The following is a 21,824-nucleotide window of genomic DNA, read 5'->3' as shown; positions in this document are numbered from 1 at the left end:
CAGCGGCCACGAGCGCGGATTTCGGCCGATTCCCGACAATTTCGTAGCGATATGCGGCACCGTATCCCTCGGCATCGTGCCCGGACGGATCTATCACATCCCCCCGCTCTACCGCTGGATTCCCGGCGATTCACCCATCGGAACACCTTTCTGGATTAGTGTCTGGAATGTGGTCCAGATCATATGGTAGTTTCCCGGCATTGCGTCGGCGGTTACGGGAGGTTCGATGTCGACCGCAGAACTCGACATAGGTCCCGCGGTGGAAACTCCGCGAGCCAGTGCGGCTTTGCGCCGGAATTTTTCCGAAACGGTTCTGTCCAGTCTGGCCACCCTCGGGCGGGCGTTGCAGATGGGCTGCCAGGCTGCGGTGATCGGTACCACCGACGCGGTCCGGATGCGCTTCCGCACCCGCGAAACCCTCACGCAGGCATGGTTTCTGATCAAGGTCACCGCCATCCCGAGTGTGCTGATGGCGATTCCGTTCGGCGTCATCGTGTCGACCCAGGTCGGCAATATCGTGTCCCAGCTCGGCGCGGATTCGATGATCGGCGCCGCCGGCGGGCTGGGTGTGATCAAGCAGGGCGCACCCCTGGCGACCGCGATGATGCTCGGCGGCGCCGGATCGGCCGCGATCGCCTCGGATCTGGGCGCGCAGACCATCCGCGAAGAGGTCGACGCCATGCGTGTCATGGGGATCGATCCGGTGCAGCGCCTGGTCGTTCCGCGGATCGCGGCGATGATGCTGGTGGCCCCGCTGCTCAATGTCCTGATCGTCGCGGTCGGCATCGTGTCCGGTTTCGCCGTCGCGGTCACCGCGCTGAACGTCACCCCGGGCAGCTACTGGCAGTCCTTCGGCGCCTTCACCACTCCGCTCGATGTGTGGGTCTCGCTGATCAAGGCGCTGATCTTCGGATTCCTCGTGGTGGTGATCGCCTGCCAGCGCGGACTCGAAGCCCGCGGCGGCCCGCGCGGAGTCGCCGACGGCGTCAACGCGGCGGTCGTGCTGTCGGTCGCCTCGGTCACCGTCCTCAATACCGCCATCACCCAGGTGGTGACCATGTTCTTCCCGGTGAGGATGGCGTGATGACGGCTACGCCGTATGCACCGTTCGGCCTGCGATGGACCAACCGCATCCGGCACCGGATCCACCCGATGAACCCCGTCGAGTCCATCGGCTTCGTGATCGGATTCGGCTGGCAGGTGCTGTCGTCGATTCCATACACGCTCGCGCACTACCGGCGCCAGACCCTCGCGGTCATCACCGATATGACCTGGGGTCGCGGCTCGGTGATCATCGGCGGTGGGGTGGTGCCGCTGATGCTCCTGATGGGCGCCGCCATGGGCGCGTCCATCGGCATCGAGGCCTACAGCGCACTGAACCTGCTGTCATTGGGCCAGCTCAGCGGACTGATCTCGGCATTCGGCGTCACCCGCGAGCTGGCGCCGATCGCGGCCGGGGTCGGCTTCGCCGCGCAGGCCGGCTGCCGGATGACCGCCGAGATCGGCTCCATGCGCATCTCCGAGGAGATCGACGCACTGGAATCACTCGGCGTGCGCTCGGTGCCGTTCGTGGTCACCACCCGGGTCATCGCCGGAATCATCGCGGTCGCACCGGCTTTCGTGGTCGCGTTGATTCTGAGCTATCTGTCCTGCGAGTTGATCGTGACCGCGATCCACGGCACTCCGGCCGGTACCTACGACCACTACTTCGACCAATTCGTCCTGGGCTGGGACGTCATCGCCGCCACCATCAAGGTGATGGTCTTCGCCCTGGCCGTGGTGCTGATCCATTGCTACCAAGGATTTTTCGCCACCGGCGGGCCCGAGGGAGTGGGCACCGCCTCCGGACGTGCGGTCCGCGCCAGCCTGGTGTCGATCATCGCCCTCGACATGCTCACGACCATCGTTCTCTGGGGATTCCAGTCCCCCATCACGTTCACCGGGTGAAGACATGCCTGCCTACGCTCTGCCCGGAACCGAAGTCGGGCCCCGCCGCGCCCGCGTCCTCGGAATCGGCGCCGTCGTCATCGCCGCGCTGATCATCGTTGTGTGGCAACTGATTCCGGACAGCCGCCCGGCCGACGACATCCGCGTCACCCTGCTCACCACCCATGTCGGTGCGGGTGTCGCCGCAGGTACGGATGTCCGGCTCGACGGTGTCCGGGTCGGTTCGGTCGACTCGGTGGCCATTGCCGGTGCGGGCCGCCAGCGCATCGGATTGGATCTGCGGCGATCCCAGTTGTTCGGCCTGACCGATGCCCTGACCGTCGACTACGCACCCGGCAATCTGTTCGGAATCACCACGCTGCAACTGAATTCGATGACCGGCGGCGCGGCGTTGCACGACGGTGCGACCGTCGACCTGAGCAGCCGCGACGCCGACCGGGTCCGCGACGCCACCCTCACCGCGCTGCTGGAGTCCACCGGGCAGCTCACCGGCGATGTGCTGACCCCGAAGCTCACCGAACTGCTGCGCAAGACCTCCCACGACATCAGCGCGTTCACGCCGCTGCTGCAGGCCATCGGCACCACCGCCCGCTCGTTCACCGAAACCCAGCAGCTCCCCCCCTCGGTCCTGCTGACCCAGTTCGGTTCGGGTCTGGCCGGCGTGCCGGGGCTGCTCGCCGGTGCCGCGGAACTGCTGCATTCGGACCTCACGAATCAGCAGTTGCGGACCCGGCAAGACCTCACCCAGTTCTCGGAGATGTTCGCAGGAGTGCAAGAACAGATGCTGCCGGTCGCCACGACCACGCTCTACACCGCGCAACGCTATTTCGAAGGGTTTCTGCCGATCGCCTCCGCCTTCCTCGATGTCGTCGGCGGATCCGTCGGCGCGCCACAGCGTTCCGACGCCGAACTCGGCGAACTGCTCACCCGGCTCGGCACCGGCTTCCACGATTCCCCGTCGGGGCCGGTGCTGAACGCGCGAGTCGACCTGGATGTGGTTCCGGGATTGGCCGGCCCCCTCTCGGCGCTGCTGGCCCACCAGCCCTGGGGGCGCTGATGGCGACGCGATCGTTGTGGATCCGGGTCATCGTCTCGGTGGTCACCATGGCGCTGGTCCTGATCGGGGTGTTCCGGCTGATCGAGCGGCCGGTGAGCGGCCGGACCGATACGTATACCGCGATCTTCACCGACGCCAACGGATTACGGCTCGGTGACGACGTGCGCCTCTATGGTGTGCAGGTCGGCAAGGTCCGCGATGTGGAGCTCGACGGCGCCCTGGCACGAGTGCACTTCACGGTGTCGCAGGGCCATCCGCTCTACACCGAGACGAAAGTGGCCGTGCGATATCAGAACCTGACCGGGTTCCGGTACCTCGAGATTCAGCAACCGGACCAGCCCGGCGCGCACCGCACATCGGCCGCCGTCTTCGATACCGCCCACACGGTTCCGGCCTTCGACATCACCACACTGTTCAACGGGCTGCAGCCGGTGCTGGCGCAATTGTCGCCGGATGACCTCAATCAGTTCGCGAACAGCATGCTGTCGGTCGTCCAGGGGGACGGCAACGGGATCGGCCCGGCCCTGGACGCCATCGACAAGCTGAGCCGCTACGCCTCCGATCGGCAGCAGGTGCTGTCCACCCTGGTCGGCAATTTCGCGCAGGTGTCCGAGCACATGGCCGGTAAATCCGGCAACGCGATGAAGCTGATGATCAACCTGACGGATCTGTTCGTCACCATCACCGACAAATTGCCCGGACTCGTGCAATTCGCGATGGAAATCCCGCCGATGCTGCGCCCGCTGCTGGATCTGCTGCAAGTCCTGGGCGTCACCGGCGCGAAGAACCAGGACCTGGACGCATTGCTGCACCGGGTACTGCCGAATCCGCGTCAGGCCACCGAGGTGCTGGGGCGGCTGCCCGGGCTGATCCAGACCATGGCCGCCGACACGCCGCCGACCGGACCCGATGCGAACATCACCTGTTCGCACGGTATCGCGGTCGCTCCCGAACCCCTGCAGGTGCTCATCGCCGGACAGAGGATCACGCTATGTCATCGGTAAAGACTTCATCGGCGGGCAACCGGATACGCGCGCTGTTCACCCCCCACACCGAACGCGGTGCGCAACTGCGCTGGGGTATCGCCGGAATCATCGTGGTGCTGGTCCTGGTCGCCGCGATCGGGGTGATCAACGTCGTCGGAACCACACCGGAGCGAACATATTCCGCCGATATCGCCGAGGCCGGTTCGATCCGCACCGGAGACGATGTCCGGGTCGCCGGGATCCCGGTCGGCAAGGTGAAGGCACTGGACCTGCTGCCCGACCGGGTGCGCATGACCTTCTCGGTGAAAAACGATGTGTTCCTCGGCGATCAGACCACGCTCGCGGTGCGGATGCTCACCCTCGTCGGCGGTTACTACCTCGCCGTGCAACCGGCCGGCACCGCCGCACTCGGTGCCGAGGTGATCCCCGCGCAGCGAGTCGTTCTGCCCTACAACCTCACTCAGGCCTTCCAGGACGCGGTGAATCCGGTGCAGCGCACCGACGGCGATGTCATCCGCCAGGATCTGGCGGCGCTGTCCGGCTCGATCGACAAGAGCCCCGACTCGGTTCGCGCCGCCGTCCGCGCGGTGGGCGACATCGTCGGCATCATGGACAAGCAGAACGCCGACATCTCCAAAACCCTGTCGCTGACCGACGAATATCTGGCGGCGTTGAACAAGAACTCCGATGTCCTGGTGAGTTTGATGCGCACCTTCGGAACCCTCGAGAACATCGTGGCCGACAACCGGGAGCAGCTCAGCTGGGCGCTGCACGGGCTGGCGCAGCTGCTACAGGAACTCAGCCCGCTCGGGCGGATCTGGAACGACTCGCTGCGCGATCAGGCCCAGCCGCTGGCCGACGCGGTGCCGAAACTGCAGGAGCTCGACACACGCATGGGCGCGCTGCTCGATTCCCTGCACACCTTCGAACAGCGGGTGACCCCGTTCGTCCAGCCCGGTGGCGGGCTCACGATCGATCAATCCGGCGCCACCGTGACCGATGTGTGCGTACCGGTGCCGGGAGGTGGGTGCTGATGCTGAGCCGAATTCTGGGCTCGCGCGGACTGATGTCGGCGGCGGTGATCCTGGTGCTGGTCCTGGCGGCCGGAATCGGGTTGAAACTCACCAGATCCGAACCCGCGACCCGCAGCTACTGTGCGGAGATGCCCGACAGTATCGGGCTCTACAAGGACAGTGCGGTCACCGTGATGGGCGTGCAGGTCGGCAAGGTCACCAGCATCGAACCCGACGGTGGTTCGGCCAAGGTGCGCTTCACCGTGCGCGCCGACCGCAAGCTCCCACCGGATGTGGGCGCGGTGACGGTCAGCCACACCATCGTCGCGGATCGCAATCTGTCGCTCATCGGCCCCGAGCCCAGCGGCGCGGGCTGGGATCCGGGCCGGTGCATCACGAAAACCCTGACTCCCAAGAGCCTTTCGGAGACCTTCGACGCACTCGCGAAACTGTCCGATCAGCTCGACGCGGCCAAGGATCCGGCCCAGCGCACCGCGCTCGGCGACGGTATCGATGCCCTCGACCGGTCCACCTCGGGTACCGGGGAGCAGATCAACGCGCTCATCCTGCAACTGAGCAAGGCGCTGAACTCCCCCGATGCGGCGATCGGGCACATCGGCCAATTGCTCGACAGCCTCAGCGATCTCGCGCACCGCGCGCACAACGGCTGGCCGGATCTCGAGACCATCCTCCCGCGGCTGACCCAGACCTTCAGCGATATCAACACCCTCGCCTTCCCACCGGTCATCGATCTGGTGGGTGCGCTGGTGGATCTGCTGCCGAATCTCAACGAGGTGATGATGAAATTCGGGACCCCCGCGCTGCGCGCACTCGACGGCATTCCGAATCTGGCACAACTGATCTCGTCCGGTGTCGGCTCACTGGCCGAGGTCATTCGCATGGCGCCGGCGGTGGCCGGCGGTTTCACCGGCGCCCTCGATCCGGCCGGCGGCATCACGATCGGCTACGCACCACCGAAACTCGCCCTGCCGCAACAGCAGACCGATCAGATCTGCGCGGCACTGAAAGCCGTCGCCGGGCAGCAGTGCCTGCTCGGCGGCAACGGCGCGGTGACGGTTCCGGCCCTGCCCGTCCTGCTGTCGGCGGTGAGCGCGAAATGAGGAGATCCACCCGGACCCTGCGCCGTCTCGGTATTCACGCGCTGGCCGCCGCGACCATCGCGATCTCTGCCACCGCCTGCGGATTCCAGCCGGCCGACATCCCCGTCCCCGGGACCGGGGTCGGCGGCCCGACCTACCATCTGCGCATCGAATTCGCCGATGTGCTGAACCTTCCGCAGGGTGCCAAGGTCATCGCGGACGGGGTGCGGGTCGGGCAACTCACCGATGTCACGCTGGTCGATCCGGTTCCGGCCACCGCGAGCACCCCGGCGCGGCGAGGCTATGTGATCGCCGATGTCGCCATTCGCACGTCGGTACGTCTGCCGGTCGGCACCACCGCGCAGTTGCGGCAGGCGACACCGCTGGGCGATGTGCACATCGCGCTCACCGAACCGGCCGCACCGGCCGCGACCGAGATCGCCCCCGAGGCCACGATTCCGCTCGCCGACACCCGTCAGCCGCTGCCGATCGAGGACATCCTCGCCCAGCTGGCCACCTTCGTCGGCAGCGGTGCCGTCAACGATGTACAGAACATCGTGCACAAGGTGAACGGGATCATGCCCCGCGATCCGGCCGACACCGCGCGGATCGCCGAGGTGCTGGGCACCGATCTCGACGACCTTGCCGCACATACCGATTCGATCCACGCGGTGGTCGGCGGTATCCAGGCCACCGTCGTCGACGGAATGCTCAACCGCACCTCGACCTGGGATCCGCTGCTCACTCCGGACGGCGTGCAGCACACCACCGATGTGATGAACGCCCAGATCGGGACCATTCTGGTACTCACCGCACTGGGCCCGTTCGCGCCGTCGACCAGATGGCTGGCGCCGGTGCTGGATTCGACCGCGGCGGCCGCGCACGCGGTCGTGCCGATGTTGTTCGGCAGCGCACCCCTGGACACCGATTCCCCGTCCAACATGAAGAAGCTGATCGATCTGCTCCAGACCAAGGTCATTCCGTTCGCCGATCACGGCCCGAAGATCAACATGGTTGGCGCCGGAATCTCACCACCGCCGGAGGCCGCCATGGGCACCGACGAGCAGACGGGCCGGATCGTCGACGCCCTACGGATGATCGGAGCCCTTCGATGAGAGCACGGGGCGTGGTGTCGCTGATCGCGATCGCGGCGGTGCTGGTGTTCGGCATCGTCTACATGACCGTCGGTGTGCTGCACTTCGATCCGCGCACATCGTATTTCAGTACGAACCTGCATCTGGAGACCTCGGGCGGGCTGGGGCCGAACTCGCCGGTGCTGTTCGACGGTGTCGCGGTCGGTACCGCGGAGTCGGTGCGCAAACAGGCCTCCGGTGTGGTCGTCGCGCTGAAAATCGATGAGCGGTACCACATTCCGGCTGCCAGCGACATCCACATCGAACAGTTGTCGGCGCTCGGCGAGCCCTACATCGAATTCTCCCCCACCGCGACCTCCGGGCCGTATCTGGCCGACGGTCAGAACATCACGGCCGATCGGGTGCGGCTGCCGATGTCCATCACGGCCCTGTCGTCGCGGGCGGTACAACTGCTCGATCAGATTCACCCCGAGGCGATCTCGCATCTGGTCGGCACCTTCGACACCGCGCTGGCCGGTACCGATCAGGCGATGCAGACGCTGCAGCGCTCCTCCGATCTGCTGGCCGCCACGCTGCTCAGCCGCACCGGCACCCTCCGGCAACTGTTCGCCGACATGCAGGCGATGGGCGCGAACATGGAGTGGCTGGGCCCCTCGATCGACACCGCCGGCGAGCAACTGGGCCTGTTCGGCACCTCGCTGACCAAGATCGTCGAGAACGGCTCGCTGCTGTCGAAGGCACAGCCGGTGTCGAACTATTTCACCGGGGACGGGCTCGTACCGTTCCTCGGCCAGCTGACCGATCTGCTGAACAAGATCGGCCCGGGGATCGCTCCGCTCGCGCCGGTGCTGCAACCGGTGGTCACCGATGCGGTCGCCCGCACCCCACGGGTCGACATCAGCGCCCTGATCGGGCAGGCACTGAGTTCTGTCGATCCCGACGGGACCCTGCACTTCCGGATCAACCTGAAATAACACGCCGAGCTCGGAGTACGGCCCGGCAGGAGGAACACGATGAGCACAGCAGTAGACGACGAGGACACCGCCGAAACCACATCCGCGTCCGAGCCCACCACGCCGCGACGCGCTCAGCTGACGGTCGCGATCCGGCTGTCGACCGTCGTGACCACGCTGGTGATCGTCGCCTTACTGGTGCTCGCCATCGTCTTCGGCTCGCTCTATTTCTCCGCCCGCTCCACCCTGTCCGACCGCGACAGCGCCGCGGCCGACAACCGGCACGCCGAGCAGATCGCCTCGGACTATTCGGTGGGGGCCTCGACCATCGACTTCCACGATGTGAAGAGCTGGATCGAGCGACTGAAGGCCGGCACCACACCCCAGCTGTCGGCGAAGTTCGATGCCACCGCGCCGCAGCTCGAGCAGATCCTGCTGCCGCTGCAGTGGACCTCGAAGGCGACTCCGCTCTCGGCCGCGGTCACCTCCGAATCCAGCGGAATCTACAAGGTCAACGCCTACCTCGACGTGACCTCGACCAGTGCGCAGACCCCCGACGGCGGGCGCACCACCGTGACCTACTCACTCACCATCGATCGCAATTCGGGCTGGAAGATCACCGATGTGGGCGGGCTGCAGAACGCCCTTCCGACGAAGTAGTGGCGACATGACGACGACACCACCCCGCACCGCGGCGGACCCGCGGCGTTGTACCGAATTGGGGTACTACACCCTGTCCCGGCATCCGGTCCGGCCCGCGGACCTCGTGGCAGAGGCGGCCACCGCCGAACGGATCGGACTGGGCGCGGCGTTCGTCTCCGAACGATTCAATGTGAAGGACGCGGCGGTGCTCTCGGGTGCGCTCACCGCCGCCGCGCCGCGATTGGGCGTGGCCACGGCCGCGACCAATCACCACACCCGACACCCCGTGGTCACCGCGACCATGGGCGCCACCCTCGCCGAACTCGGTGGCGGCCGGTTCGCCCTCGGACTCGGGCGCGGGATCGGCGCCCAGTGGCAGATTCTCGGCCTGCCCCAGGTGACGGGTGCACAGCTGGCCGACTTCATGGATGTGCTGCGCCGGCTGTGGCGCGGGGAGACGATCCTCGGGCACAACGGGCCCATCGGCTCCTATCCGATCCTGCATCTGGGTGTCGAGCTGGCCGACATCCCACCGATCCTGCTGGCCACCATGGGTTCTCGCACTCTCGAGCTGGCCGGGCGCCATGCCGACGCGGTGGTGCTGCACACCTTCCTGAGTGACGAGGCGACCGCGGCGGCGGTGGCCACGGTGCGCGGTGCGGCCGAGCGCGCGGGTCGCGATCCAGCGGCGGTGCGCATCTGGTCGGTGCTGGCCGTCGTCGACGATCAGCACGACGAAGACGAGCGATTGCGCCGCCTCTACGGCCGGCTCGCCACCTATCTGCAGGGCTATCCGGACGCCCTCACCGGCGCCAACCACTGGCAGCGGGCGGATCTGGATCGGGTGCGGGCCGGTGCCGCGTTCACCGGCGCGCGCGGGGCGATCGATGCCACCGCGACACCGGCCGAACTGCGCGAGCTCGCCACCGTCGTCCCGGCGGCGTGGGTGCGCGACTGCGCGACCGGGTCCGCGGCCGCCTGTGCCGCCGCGGTGGCCCGGCAGTTCACCCTCGGCGTCGATTCGGTGATCCTGCACGGCGCCACCCCGGCCGAACTCGAACCGGTGGTCGCGGCCTATCGCGCCATCCGGCCGGCCGATCGCGAGCTGCCGCTGAATCCGGGTGCGTCCACGGTGCGGAATTCCGGGCCGGAGCGCGATGGGCCACTATGACCTCATGACTGATATGCCCGCGATGTTCACCGTCGATGAGGCCGGACGGTATCTGCCCACGAAATGGGCCTTCGGCCGGTGGGGCGCCGACATGCTCAGCGGCCCCGCCGTCTGCGCCGTCGCCGCGCGCTCGCTCGAACGAGCACACGGGCTCTCGGACTTCATCCCGGCACGGTTCACGATCGATCTGTTCAAGGCGGCCGAGGGCCGGCCGCTCGAGGTGCACACCGAGGTCGTGCGCGCCGGGCATCGGATCCACATCAGCCAGGCCCACATCCGTCAGGACGAGGTCGAGGTCGCCCAGGCGCGACTGGTGCAATATCGCGCCACCGAACCCCCGCACGGGACCGAATGGCATTCCGAGCATCCCTTCGATCCGCCGGTCGATGCGGGCCTGAACTGGTGGTATCGCAGTGACACGGACTGGTCGACCCACATGGGTGAGCACCAGAACGCCGGGCGCAAGAGCCTGTGGGCGGTACCGCTGGGCGCGGTCGAGGACGAGGAGCACAGCCCGTTCGTGCAGGCTGTCGTGGCCGCCGAATCGACGAGCCTGGTGACCAACTGGGGGTCGGCCGGTGTCGGGTACATCAACGGCGATCTGACCGTGGCGCTGAATCGGCTGCCCGTCGGCGACCGCATCGGATTGCGCGCCGAGACACATCTCACCGACAACGGCGTCTCGACCGGCACCGCGACCCTGTTCGACTCGCGGGGACCGATCGGCACCGGCATGGTCACCGCCGTCGCCAATACCGCTGCGCAGATCGACTTTTCGCGGGTCGGCGATCCGCTCGCGGTCCGCGGGCCGCGCTAGCCGATCTCGGGAGTCACTACCACACCGGAAGCCATCTGCACACGACAATCACACTCTGAATAACAGTAAGTCCGATTCTCCCCCTTCATTTAGTTAGCGATTGCAACTATATTTTGTGGAGGCCGTATCCGCTTACCGTTCGTTCAGGAGAAATTTTGGCTTCCGCTCAATCCACCGATGGCCTGGACGCCGCAGACGTCCAGACCATCGGCCGCCGACTACGGGTGGACCACGATCACCCGCACTACAAGTGGGTGGCGTTGTCGAATACGACGCTCGGCATGTTGATGGTCACCATCAACTCCTCGATCGTCATCATCTCGTTGCCGGCGATCTTCCGCGGGATCCATCTCAATCCGCTCGAGCCGGCCAATGTCAGCTATCTGCTCTGGATGCTGATGGGCTTCCTGCTCACCTCCGCGGTGCTGGTGGTGATGTTCGGGCGCCTCGGCGACATGTTCGGGCGCGTCCGGATCTACAACCTCGGCTTCGTCATCTTCACGCTGTGCGCGATAGCGCTGTCGTTCGATCCGTTCGACCTCGGCGGCGGCGCGTTGTGGTTGATCGCCTGGCGTGTGGTGCAAGGTATCGGCGGCGCCATGTTGATGGCGAATTCGACGGCCATCCTCACCGACGCCTTCCCCGCCCGGCAGCGCGGTATGGCCCTGGGCATCAACCAGGTCGCGGCCGTGGCCGGGTCGTTCCTGGGTCTGCTGATCGGCGGTCTGCTCGCCGAATGGGACTGGAAGGCCATCTTCTGGGTCACCATTCCGTTCGGCATCCTCGGCACCATCTGGTCCTACAAGTCGCTGCACGACAACGGCGCCCGCACGCCCGGCTCGCTGGACATCCCGGGCACCGTCACCTTCGCGCTCGGGCTGACCGCACTGCTGGCCGGTATCACCTACGGCATCCAGCCCTACGGCGATTCCAAGACCGGCTGGGGTAATCCCTGGGTGCTGGCCGGAGTGATCGGCGGCCTCGCGCTGCTCGTGCTGTTCTGCGTGATCGAGGCGAAATCGAAGCAGCCGATGTTCCGGCTGAGCCTGTTCCGCAACCGGACCTTCGCACTCGGCAACTTCGCCAGTCTGATGGCCTCGATCAGCCGCGGCGGTCTGCAGTTCATGCTCATCATCTGGCTGCAGGGCATCTGGCTGCCGCTGCACGGCTTCGACTTCGAATCCACGCCGCTGTGGGCCGGTATCTACATGCTCCCGCTGACCATCGGCTTCCTGGTCTCGGGACCGCTGTCCGGCTATCTGAGCGACCGCTTCGGCGGGCGGCTGTTCGCTGCCGGTGGCCTGTTGCTCGCCGCGATCACCTTCGTCCTGCTGATCGTGATCCCGGTCGACTTCAACTATTGGCTGTTCGCGCTGATCATCCTGCTCAACGGCCTGGGCATGGGTATCTTCACCTCGCCGAACACCGCCGAGGTCATGTCCGCGGTTCCGGCCTCGCAGCGCGGGGTGGCCTCGGGTATGCGCGCGACGCTGATGAACGGCGGTATGGCGCTGTCGATCGGCATCTTCTTCTCGCTGATGATCGTCGGCCTGTCCGGCACCCTGCCCGGCGCCATGAATTCCGGTCTGCAGGGACAGGGCGTGCCCACCGCCGATGCCTCCCGGATCGCGGATATGCCACCGGTCGGCAGCCTGTTCGCCACCTTCCTCGGCTACAACCCGTTCAAGGAACTGCTCGGACAGGACACCTTGAACAAGCCCGGTGTGCACTCCGACGTGATCACCGGCCAGGAGTTCTTCCCGCACCTGATCTCCGATCCGTTCCACTCGGGCCTGATCGTGGTGTTCCTGGCCGCGGCGGTGATGCTGCTGCTCGGCTCGATCGCTTCGTGGTTCGCCCGCAGTGACTACGTCGCGCACGAGGCCGAGGAACTGGCCGAGGCCGCCCGCGAGGGTCTGGTCCCGGCGGCGGCAGCGAGCGCCGCACTGCCCGTCACGAACGGTCACAACGCGGGCCGCCACGCCCTCACCGCGACGGCCGCGCGACCGGTGGCCGCGCCTGTGGCGGAATCGGCCCGCTCGATCAGCGGGCGGGTGCTGCGCGCGGACGGCCGTCCGCTGTCCGAGGTCGCACTGACCCTCATCGATCAGCAGGGGCATCAGGTCGCGCGGGCCTCGGGCGATGTCGAGGGCGGCTACCTGATCGATCCGCCGGCACCCGGCAGTTATGTGCTGATCGTGTCCGCGCTCGGCCAGCAACCGGCCGCGGTCACCGTCGGCGTCGACGGCCGGGCACAGCGCCTCGATGTCACCCTGCACAGCTCGGGCGAGTTGTCGGGCTTCGTCCGCTCGGCGGGGCTGCCGGTACAGGGCGCGACGGTCACGCTGACCGATCCGCGCGGCCAGGTCGTCGGGGCCGCGGTCACCGACGCCGACGGCGGATACCTGTGCTCGGGTGTGGTCGCCGGTGCGTACACACTGGTGGCGGTCGGGGCGCATCTGCGCCCGCAGGCGATGACGCTGACCGTGCCCGACAGCGGTGTGCTGCACCATGATGTCGAGCTCGCGGCGCTCGCGATGCTCACCGGCACCGTCCGGGCCGGTGACACCGTGGTGCCCGATGCCCAGGTCACCGTGACCGACGGCAGCGGCGCCGTCCTCGGCACCACGCACACCGACAGCGACGGCCGCTATCACGTCGCCGACCTGACCGAGGGCGAGCACACGGTCGTCGTGCGCGGTTACCCGCCGCGCTCGACCACGGTCGTCGTCACCGGCTCGGGCGCCGAGCACGATGTGCGCCTGGGGTACGACCTCGCGGACGGCAATGGCGCCGACGCGCAGGCAGCGGTGCACCCGGTTCCGGAGACCACGGTGTCCGAAACCGAATAGCCCGCACCACAGCGCGCGTGGCCGTCTTCCGGGACGACCACGCGCGCTTGCATTTTCGCGGAGATCACGCCGCCCGGTCGATATGGCGTGCGGACGCGCCGATGACCGCCGGGTGGTCGCCGAGCAGGGTCCGCAGGAATGCCGTCTGGACCCGGCGGCCGCGGCGGGCCGACCGGACGCGGCCACCCGGGACGGTCCAGGCGATCGCGCTGCGGATCAGATTGACCGGAACCCGCAGCATCGGATACCAGGGCCGCCACTGCGAGGGCAGGCCCAGTCGCACCATCGCTGTCGGTCCCAGAAAGGTCCCGGCGATCGACAGATGCTGTGCGCGCGCGATTCGGCGCCGAATCCCCGGCAGCACCGAATAGTGCCAGGACAGTGGATCATCCGCCATCGGCAGCGCGAGCTGTTTCGACGTCTCGTCGGGGTTCGTGATGGCCGACAGGCTGTGCTGGAGAATCCGCACCGCCTCACGGAAGTTCCCGGGGAGCAGCGGTTCGTCGACTCCGATCAGCCAGCCCACATAGCGGGTCAGATGGGCGGCGGCATCGAGCTCGCGCCGCGAGACCACCACGCCCATCGACATGGCACCGACGAACGGTGCGATGAGTGCACCGACCAGGGTCGCGGCCATATCGGTCTGATTGATCGGCAGCCCCCACTCCTCCGCCCGCCAATCCGGCGCCGCGGCGACATGGCGGCGGACCAGCGCGTGGATGAACCGCACCTGGATGGTCGACCGACAGCCGATCCCGCGCGGCAGCATCCCGCCGTCGGAGGTGACATCCAGTGCCCACTGCAGGGTTTCGGCGAAACGCTTCGCCGGCCCCTTCTCCAGCGCGCCGGTACGGATCAGTGTCTGATTGAAGCCCGAGGCGAGATATCCGCCGAGGAACGACACATCGCGCGCGATATAGATGCCGTCGATACCACCGCGCTGGAACGCCTGCTCGGCACAGGCGATCTTGGCGTAGTCCACCCACGCCGGCGGCGTCTGGACCTCGACGAAGAAGGCGCGCAACGGTTCCGGCGCGTCGGGCACGGCGGCGATACCCTCGCGCAACGCGCGGTCGAACAGCTCGCGGGTCTGCGCCATTCCCTCCCGGTACATCCATTCCACCAGTGCGTCCATCGCGGAATCACCCACCACCAGCGATTCGCCCAGGACGTTCCACTGTTCACGCGACGGTTCACTCAATCCGAGAAGTGCGGCCAGCGGCCGGAGCCCCGGCGCCCGGCGCGGCGTTGACGGATGCCTGTGCGGCACTGTCGGTTTCATCGTCGGTCTCCTTCGAGCCGCACTCGGCTCGCTCGTCGTTTTTCTCCCTATGCATCAAAGATACGGAGTTTGTATCATTGCGACAACATATATTCTGTAGATCCCAAGGTTTCACGCACATATCTGTGATGGACCACCCAATGCGACATCGTCTTTCCTGTGAATCAAGTATTGATTATTTGTTGCATTGCGTTTACCGTGAGTCCAGTTCAGAAGCGGCGGACGTCGAAGTCGAGGGGATGAACGTTGCGAGGCAATCCACTGCACAGCGGTGTCACCGGCACCAACCACACCCAGCGCGAGAGCACCCGGACCACACACCGGCCCGGCGCCGCCGAGCCGGACACCCCGGTACCCGCGGTCTCGGCGATCGTGTCGCATCTACAGCAACTGCGCGCCGCGGTCAGCGAACCCGACAGCGCCGCCGAGGCATTGGGCGCCGTGCTCATCGGCGGGCAGAATCCCGCTGCGATGGCCCGGGCCGCCGGGGTCGCGATCGCCGAGGAGTACGCGGTCCTCGCCCTGGCCGTGGTCCCCGAGACTCCCGCGCACGCCGACCACATCCGGACCGACGCGCATCGACTCACCCGTATCCGCCGCGCGGTCTCGGCGAGCTGCGGGCCCGGCACGCTACCACTGCTCGGCGCGCTCGGCGGTACGGTCCTGATCCCGGCCGACGACCTCGACGATCCGGTCCCGTCCGGACTGCTGGTCCGGCTGCGCCAGGCCGCGCGCGGGCCGGTATCGATTGTGGCGGTGCCGAGCCTGATCGACTCCATCCCGCAGTCGACGCAGCTGGCCCACGAACTGCTCGACGTCGTCCATCGGCTGCGTTATGCGCCCGGGCTGTATCACTTCGAGGATCTGACCCTGGAATATCAGCTCACCCGACCGGGCGCGGCCACCGCACATCTCTCGCGCACCCTCGAGCCCATCATCGGGCATCCGGATCTGGTCAAAACGCTGCGCCGGCACATCGACAACAATTTCCATCGCCAGCAGACCGCGCGCGCCCTGAACATTCACAGCAATACCGTCGACTATCGGTTGCGCCGGGTGAAGGACCTCACCGGACTGGACCCGTATCGCCTGACCGATCTCTGGCATCTGCAGTCGGCACTGGTCGCGCACATGTATCGCCATGCCGATCCGGAATTGCGGCATTCCGATATCGCTGCCGCATTGGACTGAACCGGTACCGCCGGGCCCTGCCCTGTCAGTGCCAGAGCCGCCGACAGGGCAGGGGGCGCAGATTCGGCCGCACCTTGCGGTCCACGGTAATTGCGAGACCATTTGCCAGAGCGGCAGCCGCGAATTCACGCGCCTCGATATAGGTTGCCGCATATTCGAGTGTGATCTCGTTTCCGGATTCCACCCCTTCGAAATACACGACGATCCGGCGGGTCGCCTTTTCCCGACAGCTGCATCCGGGGTCGGTGAATTGTGCGTTGCCCGCCATGTGCATGCTCCTTTGCATCCTGTTCCGGGACGGGACCAGGGTCGCCGGCCCGGGGCAATCGCGTGATATTCACGGTAAGGCCGATAACCGGCCGGGGACAGATTGCGGACCGCCCGCTTGGCGGGTCACAGATATTGCGGGTCGCAATTGGTGCACGTGGACATATCGCCGGTGCCCGAGTACGTGACACGTCCTTTTGTGATTCGGAACGACAACCGCCGCTCCGGAAGCTGCACAATCCCAGAAAACCTCGATTCCGGCCCGCGGCATCGAGTGCGCGCACGACCCTGGACAGCGACACGAATTTCCCGACCACCCGACAGGAGCGAAAGGATGGGCACCGACGTCGTCGAAGCGGCAGCCGAGATCTCCGGCCACCGGCCCGAGGTGTGGGATCTGCTGATCAGCCCGGGGACCTACACACGGTTGTTCACCGGCGTCGCCAGCTGCGAATGCCTGGCCGACGACGGCGAGAGCAAGCTACTGCGGTTCGGCCTGCAGTCGGCGCGCACCGGCCCCCGGTCGGTGTCGGCGCACATCACCATCGGGCGCCACGGGCGCAGCTTCGAACTACACAGCCCGTCGTCGGGGTTGCTCGCCAATGTCCGCCTGCACACGGTGTGCGATCGCACCCGGGTCGTGGTGATCGTGCTGGTGAGCCGACATTCGCGCCCGGATCGCGCGGCCCTGTCCCCGGTGGCCGTGACGCGCTGGACCGAGGCCGGGCTGAGCCGGCTCTCGGCGCTGGCCGCCCCCGGCACACCGGGTCCGCGGCCGATCCGGATACCGCCGGCACCCGCATGACACCCCCGCTACTGGCTGCTGAGTAACCGAATCTGTATCTTCGGTGCATGGCGACGCGGGACCAGCTCGAGGAATCGATACTCGACGCGGCTTTGGAGCGAATTCTTCAGGTCGGCATCCGCCGCGCGAGCCTCGACGACATCGCCCGCCGGGCCGGGGTCAATCGCGTCACCATCTATCGCCGCTTCCGGGTGAAGGAGAATCTCGTCGACGCAGTATTGCGGCGCGAGATCACACGCGTGCTGGCCGAGATCGGCCGAATTATGCGATCCGAACCGGAAGTCGAGACCCGCATCGAGGAAGCGCTGCTGTTCATCATCCAGCAGACCCGCACGCATCCTCTCGTGACACAACTGCTGGACGTCGCACCGGACGAGGCGGTGGAGTTCTTCACGGTGCGTGGCGAGGAATTGGTCAACCAAGGCATCGCCTATATCCAGGGCGTACTCCGCTACAGCCAGGAGGAGGGCCTCTTCGAGAAATACGAGGTTGCTCCGGTCGCGGAACTCCTGGCCCGATTCACCCATTCCCTGCTCCTCACACCGGTCGGCGGCACGAACTTCGGGGACGAGGATCTGGCCCGCAACTACGTGCGCGCGGCACTCGTACCGCTGATCAAATTCGGCATCCCGCACTCGGCGTGACGACATTTCGCGCACGCGCGGGAACCCGACCGCGCAAGAAACAGGGCAACAAAACTTGATTCTCCGTTGACACCAGCGAAAGTCAGCCCATAGGCTGAGTGGCGTTCACTGGTTGGGCCTGCCGCCGACAAGGACGAACACCGCCGGATATCCGGCCTCACGACCTCACGTTTCCGCTCGACCGGGACGTCGGACTCGCAGCGACCGAGGCCGGCCGTGCCCGGTACTGCCCGGGCGGAGCTCCGACTCCGGTCCATCATCAGGTCATCCCCCGGAGCCGGAACCGAACGGCCCGGACTCGAACCCCGGGCCGTTCGCGTCCCCGCGGCCGAGTGCCGCTGCCGCACAACGGAATTCCGCACGACAGTCCGCGCTCGCCGATACCGGCCCGCGGGAATCAGGACACACCGTGACCAGAACACATCCCACCGCCCTGCTACGCAGGCGCAGCCGCAATCCGGACGGCTCCATGCCGCTGATCGAGCACCTGCGTGAACTTCGCACCCGGCTGCTGATCTCGCTCGTCGCGGTGGCGGTGGCCACGGCACTGGGCTTCCTCTGGTACGCACAGCCGCTGTTCGGCCTCGACAGCCTCGGCGATCTGCTGCGTGGTCCCTACTGTTCGCTACCGCCCACCGCACGCGCGGAGCTGACCCCCGATGGGTCGTGCCGCCTGCTGGCCACCGCGCCGTTCGAGCAGTTCATGCTGCGTCTGAAGGTCGCGCTGACAACGGGTTTCGTGCTGTCGGGCCCGTTCTGGCTACATCAGCTGTGGTCGTTCATCACGCCCGGTCTGCTACGCACCGAACGCCGCTACGTGGTGGTCTTCGCGGGCGTGGGCTCGGCGCTGTTCGCCGCCGGTGCGGTCCTCGCCTACTGGGTGGTGGCGCACGCGCTCGGATTTCTGCTGACCGTCGGTGACAATGTGCAGATCAGCGCCCTCAGCGGCAGTCAGTACTTCGGGTTCGTGATCCAGTTGCTGATCATCTTCGGGGTCAGTTTCGAAACTCCGGTCCTGGTCGTGGGTCTCAATCTGCTCGGCGTCCTGCCCTACGCACGATTGCGACAGTGGCGGCGCGGCATGATCTTCGGATTGTTCGTGTTCGCCGCGATCGTCACGCCGCAGGACCCGATATCCATGCTCGCGCTCGCGGGCGCACTGGCCACACTGTTCGAGGGCTCGGTGCAGATCGCGCGGCTGCACGACCGGCTCGCCGCCCGTCGCGAGGCCCGGCTGCGCGCCGCGCTGCCCGATACGCAAGCCTCGGCCCTGGAACGCCCGGAGCCGATTCCACCGGCGGAATCACCCGACCGGACGTAGAAGTGATGAGGAGTCACCGATGTCCCTTCCCGCCCTGCTGCGCGACCGGCTGCGGCTGCCGGTCGTCGCCGCGCCGATGTTCATCATCTCCCGGCCGGAGCTGGTCATCGCCCAATCGATCGCGGGTATCGTCGGCTCGTTCCCCACCCTCAATGCCCGGCCGCAGTCGGAGCTGCGCATCTGGCTGCGACGCATCACCCGCGCCCTGGCCGCGCACGACGCCGCACATCCGCAGGCGCCGAGCGCGCCGTACGCGGTCAATCTGATCGTGCACAAGACCAACGACCGGCTCGACGCCGATCTCGACGTGGTCGAGGAATTCCGGGTGCCGATCGTGATCACCTCACTGGGTGCGCGGCCGGAGGTCAACGACCGGATCCACGCCTACGGCGGCATCGTGCTGCACGACATCGTCGACAACACGTTCGCGCACAAGGCATTCGACAAGGGCGCCGACGGCCTGATCGCGGTCGCGGCGGGTGCGGGCGGGCACGCGGGCACCCAGTCGCCGTTCGCGCTGATCCAGGAGATCCGCACCTGGTTCGACGGCCCGCTCGCACTGTCGGGCGCCCTCGCCACCGGGGATGCCGTACTCGCCGCCCGGGCCGCGGGTGCCGATCTGGGTTACATCGGATCGCTGTTCATCGCGACCGCCGAGGCCAATGCCGTCCCCGGCTACAAACAGATGCTTGTCGACTCCTCGGCCGCCGATATCGTCTACACCGACCTGTTCACCGGTGTCCCCGGCAACTATCTGCGCGGCAGTATCGAGGCCGCCGGCCTCGATCCGCTCGAGCTGCCCCGATCCGATCCCTCCGCCATGGATTTCGGTTCCGGCGGCGCGATGGAGGCCAAGGTATGGCGCGACATCTGGGGTGCCGGGCAGGGGGTGGGACGCATCGACGCGATCGACACCACGATGGGTGTGGTCGACCGGCTCATCGCCGAATACCGTGCCGCCCGGACACGTATCGCCGCCGACGCGCTCGACGGGTACGCCGCGACGAGCTGATCCGGCGAATCGCCCCGGAGCCCCGCCGACATCGCCGGCGGGGCCCCGCGCGCTACTCGCCCGCGACCTCCGGCACATCACGCGGCGCCGCCACCAGCGGAGCGATCCGCGGCGCGGTGCGGTAGTCCCCCCTCCGCACCCGCCGGGTGCGCAACCGGTACCCGAGCATCGACCCGGGCCAATTGTTCGTATTCGCGGGGCCCGCAGCGGTTTTCGCCAGATACCAGCTGTTGCAGCCGCCGGTGTTCCAGACCGTCGTCGCCAGCCGTCGCTGCACCGCGTCGTCGAAGCGTTCCAGCACCTTCGGATGAACCTCCAGGTAGCCGGTGCGGGTGAGTTGCCGTGCCGCACCGACGATGTAGTTCATCTGGCTCTCCAGCATGTGCACGATGGACCCCGAGCCCACATTGGTATTGGGTCCGTACATGAGAAAGAAGTTCGGGAATCCGGGAACGGCGAGCCCGAGGTGGGCGCGTGGGCGTTCCCGCCACACCGCGGTCAGATCCGCGGTGGCCGATCCGGTGATCCGGATCGGCGCGACGAAGTCGTGCGAGCGGAATCCGGTGGCCAGGATGATGGTGTCCGCACGATGCACGGCGCCGTCCGCGGTGACCAGGCCCTGCCGTTCGACGCGTTCGATCGGACTGGTGGTGAGCGACACGTTGGGACGGTTGAGGGTGTCGTAGTACTCATTGGAGGTCAGGATGCGGTTGCACCCCACCTCGTAGGACGGCAGCAGGCGCGCACGCAGTTCCCGGTCGTCGACGCGGCGCAGATTCCACCGGCACCACATGCGGACGGGCCAGGACAGGATCCGCCGCCCCAGCGGCGACACCAGCATCGGATTGAGCAAGCCCTCGAACCAGACGAACACCGTCAGCCGGGACAGCTTCTGCGCCAGCGGGATTCGCCGGTTGACGGCTTTGCGCAACCGCGGATATCCGTAGTCCGGTTTCGGACTGATCCAATGCGCCTGACGCTGGAAGACGGTGAGTGTCCGGGCACGGCCGGCCACATGCGGAACGAACTGGATGGCGCTGGCACCGTTGCCGATCACCGCGACATCGCGGCCGTCGATGACATGGTCATGATCCCAGCGCGCCGAATGGAAGACCGTGCCGGCAAAGGTGTCCATTCCGGGCAGATCCGGATGGGCCGGGCGGCTGAGCTGCCCGCAGGCCGACACCAGGATGTCGGCGGTCGCGGTCTGCCCGGCGGCGAGCGTCAGCGTCCAGGAGCCGGCCGCGACGTCGAAGTCGGCGGCGACGACCTCGGTACCGGCACGCACATGGCGGCGGATGTCGTATTTGCGGGCGCAGTGCCGCAGATATTCCAGTATCTCCGGCTGTTCGGCGAAGCGCCGGGACCAATTCGGATTCGGTTCGAACGAGTAGGAGTACAGGTGTGAGGGCGCGTCGCAGGCCGCCCCCGGATAGGTGTTGTCGCGCCACACCCCGCCGACGTCATCGGCCTTCTCGAAGATCGTCAGCTCGGTGAAACCCGCCTGCTTCAAACGAATCGCGAGTCCGAGCCCGCTGAAACCACTGCCGATGATCGCGATCGACGGCTGCCTGCTGTTGCGCACATCTGCTCCTGTCGGCCGGATACGTTGCCCCCGAACGTGTCCGCCGTACGCCGTAGTGAAGGAATGGCCGGGACCCGGTGGCACC

General features: G+C 66.9%; 20 protein-coding genes and 1 pseudogene. 18 read left to right on the top strand and 3 right to left on the bottom strand.

Annotated features, from left to right (window positions below):
* Positions 1-226: 226 nt before the first annotated feature.
* The 13 genes and pseudogenes from AB0L57_RS22640 (at position 227) to AB0L57_RS22580 (ending at position 13,632) form a co-directional block, all read left to right on the top strand.
* A complete protein-coding gene (locus AB0L57_RS22640) occupies positions 227-1,084 on the top strand; it encodes an ABC transporter permease (RefSeq protein ID WP_364965445.1) in 858 nt (285 codons plus the stop codon).
* Entirely contained in the window at positions 1,084-1,947 is an 864-nt protein-coding gene (locus AB0L57_RS22635) for an ABC transporter permease (RefSeq protein WP_364965442.1), read from the top strand. The genes AB0L57_RS22640 and AB0L57_RS22635 overlap by 1 nt, the downstream gene beginning before the upstream one ends.
* 4 nt (positions 1,948-1,951) lie before the next feature.
* Positions 1,952-3,004: an MlaD family protein gene (locus AB0L57_RS22630; protein ID WP_364965439.1), complete on the top strand. Its 1,053-nt coding sequence runs from the start codon at positions 1,952-1,954 to the stop codon at positions 3,002-3,004.
* Positions 3,004-4,008, top strand: coding sequence for an MlaD family protein (locus tag AB0L57_RS22625; RefSeq protein ID WP_364965437.1), 1,005 nt, complete (start codon positions 3,004-3,006; stop codon positions 4,006-4,008). The genes AB0L57_RS22630 and AB0L57_RS22625 overlap by 1 nt, the downstream gene beginning before the upstream one ends.
* A complete protein-coding gene (locus tag AB0L57_RS22620; RefSeq protein ID WP_364965434.1) occupies positions 3,996-5,024 on the top strand; it encodes an MlaD family protein in 1,029 nt (342 codons plus the stop codon). Before AB0L57_RS22625 ends, AB0L57_RS22620 begins: the two co-directional genes overlap by 13 nt.
* Positions 5,024-6,124, top strand: coding sequence for an MlaD family protein (locus AB0L57_RS22615; protein ID WP_364965430.1), 1,101 nt, complete (start codon positions 5,024-5,026; stop codon positions 6,122-6,124). Before AB0L57_RS22620 ends, AB0L57_RS22615 begins: the two co-directional genes overlap by 1 nt.
* Positions 6,121-7,218: an MlaD family protein gene (locus tag AB0L57_RS22610; RefSeq protein WP_364965428.1), complete on the top strand. Its 1,098-nt coding sequence runs from the start codon at positions 6,121-6,123 to the stop codon at positions 7,216-7,218. Before AB0L57_RS22615 ends, AB0L57_RS22610 begins: the two co-directional genes overlap by 4 nt.
* Complete coding sequence (locus tag AB0L57_RS22605) at positions 7,215-8,171, top strand: MlaD family protein (protein ID WP_364965426.1); 957 nt, start codon at positions 7,215-7,217, stop codon at positions 8,169-8,171. The genes AB0L57_RS22610 and AB0L57_RS22605 overlap by 4 nt, the downstream gene beginning before the upstream one ends.
* A 39-nt stretch (positions 8,172-8,210) precedes the next feature.
* Positions 8,211-8,810, top strand: coding sequence for a hypothetical protein (locus tag AB0L57_RS22600; protein ID WP_364965424.1), 600 nt, complete (start codon positions 8,211-8,213; stop codon positions 8,808-8,810).
* Between the two features lie 7 nt (positions 8,811-8,817).
* Complete coding sequence (locus AB0L57_RS22595) at positions 8,818-9,963, top strand: TIGR03857 family LLM class F420-dependent oxidoreductase (RefSeq protein ID WP_364965421.1); 1,146 nt, start codon at positions 8,818-8,820, stop codon at positions 9,961-9,963.
* Between the two features lie 4 nt (positions 9,964-9,967).
* Positions 9,968-10,780: an acyl-CoA thioesterase domain-containing protein gene (locus AB0L57_RS22590; protein ID WP_364965419.1), complete on the top strand. Its 813-nt coding sequence runs from the start codon at positions 9,968-9,970 to the stop codon at positions 10,778-10,780.
* A 224-nt stretch (positions 10,781-11,004) separates the two neighbouring features.
* A pseudogene (locus tag AB0L57_RS22585) lies at positions 11,005-12,630 on the top strand (MFS transporter); the annotation flags it as partial.
* Positions 12,604-13,632: a carboxypeptidase-like regulatory domain-containing protein gene (locus tag AB0L57_RS22580; RefSeq protein ID WP_364965822.1), complete on the top strand. Its 1,029-nt coding sequence runs from the start codon at positions 12,604-12,606 to the stop codon at positions 13,630-13,632. The pseudogene AB0L57_RS22585 and the gene AB0L57_RS22580, both read left to right, overlap by 27 nt.
* 64 nt (positions 13,633-13,696) lie before the next feature.
* On the opposite strand, the gene AB0L57_RS22575 is transcribed toward AB0L57_RS22580, so the two are convergent.
* Positions 13,697-14,914, bottom strand: coding sequence for an oxygenase MpaB family protein (locus tag AB0L57_RS22575; protein WP_364965416.1), 1,218 nt, complete (start codon positions 14,912-14,914; stop codon positions 13,697-13,699).
* A gap of 246 nt (positions 14,915-15,160) precedes the next feature.
* Between AB0L57_RS22575 and AB0L57_RS22570 the strand changes: the two genes are divergently transcribed.
* Positions 15,161-16,105, top strand: a complete 945-nt coding sequence (locus AB0L57_RS22570) for a helix-turn-helix domain-containing protein (RefSeq protein WP_364965413.1) — start codon at positions 15,161-15,163, stop codon at positions 16,103-16,105.
* Positions 16,106-16,130: 25 nt separating this feature from the next.
* Here AB0L57_RS22570 and AB0L57_RS22565 read toward each other — a convergent pair whose 3' ends face one another.
* Entirely contained in the window at positions 16,131-16,373 is a 243-nt protein-coding gene (locus AB0L57_RS22565) for a hypothetical protein (RefSeq protein WP_364965411.1), read from the bottom strand.
* Between the two features lie 333 nt (positions 16,374-16,706).
* On the opposite strand from AB0L57_RS22565, the gene AB0L57_RS22560 reads away from it, so the two are divergent.
* From AB0L57_RS22560 to AB0L57_RS22545, 4 genes are all read left to right on the top strand, one after another.
* Positions 16,707-17,177 carry a hypothetical protein gene (locus tag AB0L57_RS22560; protein ID WP_364965409.1) on the top strand — a complete coding sequence of 157 codons (471 nt, stop codon included), beginning with the start codon at positions 16,707-16,709 and terminating at the stop codon, positions 17,175-17,177.
* A 47-nt stretch (positions 17,178-17,224) separates the two neighbouring features.
* The gene (locus tag AB0L57_RS22555) at positions 17,225-17,821 is read left to right on the top strand and encodes a helix-turn-helix domain-containing protein (protein ID WP_364965406.1); all 597 of its coding nucleotides are present in this window, start codon (positions 17,225-17,227) and stop codon (positions 17,819-17,821) included.
* A 469-nt stretch (positions 17,822-18,290) separates the two neighbouring features.
* Entirely contained in the window at positions 18,291-19,142 is an 852-nt protein-coding gene (gene tatC, locus AB0L57_RS22550; RefSeq protein ID WP_364965819.1) for a twin-arginine translocase subunit TatC, read from the top strand.
* Positions 19,143-19,161: 19 nt separating this feature from the next.
* A complete protein-coding gene (locus tag AB0L57_RS22545; protein ID WP_364965403.1) occupies positions 19,162-20,154 on the top strand; it encodes a nitronate monooxygenase family protein in 993 nt (330 codons plus the stop codon).
* A 52-nt stretch (positions 20,155-20,206) separates the two neighbouring features.
* Here AB0L57_RS22545 and AB0L57_RS22540 read toward each other — a convergent pair whose 3' ends face one another.
* Positions 20,207-21,739, bottom strand: coding sequence for an NAD(P)/FAD-dependent oxidoreductase (locus AB0L57_RS22540; RefSeq protein WP_364965402.1), 1,533 nt, complete (start codon positions 21,737-21,739; stop codon positions 20,207-20,209).
* Positions 21,740-21,824: the final 85 nt, after the last annotated feature.

Origin of the sequence: Nocardia sp. NPDC052254 (assembly GCF_040679495.1) — a bacterium.
Taxonomy (GTDB): domain Bacteria; phylum Actinomycetota; class Actinomycetes; order Mycobacteriales; family Mycobacteriaceae; genus Nocardia.
The sequence above is the reverse complement of the archived record's forward strand: the minus strand, read 5'-3'. Positions and strand labels throughout refer to the sequence as shown.